This window comes from Pseudomonas sp. JL3 (genome assembly GCF_031570575.1).
GTDB lineage: Bacteria > Pseudomonadota > Gammaproteobacteria > Pseudomonadales > Pseudomonadaceae > Aquipseudomonas > Aquipseudomonas cucumis.
This window is the reverse complement of sequence record NZ_JAKWJK010000077.1, coordinates 1-360: the sequence shown is the minus strand read 5'-3', so window position 1 is coordinate 360 and position 360 is coordinate 1. Positions and strand designations below refer to the sequence as shown.

Annotated in this window: 1 protein-coding gene; it reads right to left on the bottom strand. The window is 66.1% G+C overall.

Annotated elements, in window-relative coordinates; all coding sequences use genetic code 11:
* Nucleotides 1–360, bottom strand: a 360-nt coding sequence (locus tag MMG91_RS28860; protein ID WP_310661461.1) for a phosphopantetheine-binding protein, incomplete at both ends; no start/stop codon positions are given.

Genomic DNA, 360 nt, shown 5'->3' with positions numbered 1-360 from the left:
GCAACTCGATGGAATCAGGTTCGCCGGAACGTTCACTTCCTTGCCGCTGCCGACCGCCGCCGCCAGCGCGGCCAGGGTTGGCTGGCTGAACAGCACCCGCACGTCGGCGCTCACACCCGCCTGACGCATGCGCTCGATCAGCTTCACCGCCAGCAGCGAATGGCCGCCCAGTTCGAAGAAGTGATCGTGGCGGCCGACCCGATCGACCTTGAGCACCTCGGCCCAAAGCTGCGCCAATGTCTGTTCGACTTCGCCCTGAGGCGCTGCGTATTCGCGACTGGCGTAGGCTTCGGCGTCGGGCGCAGGGAGCGCACGACGATCCAGCTTGCCGTTGGCGGTCAGCGGAAACGTATCCAGCAC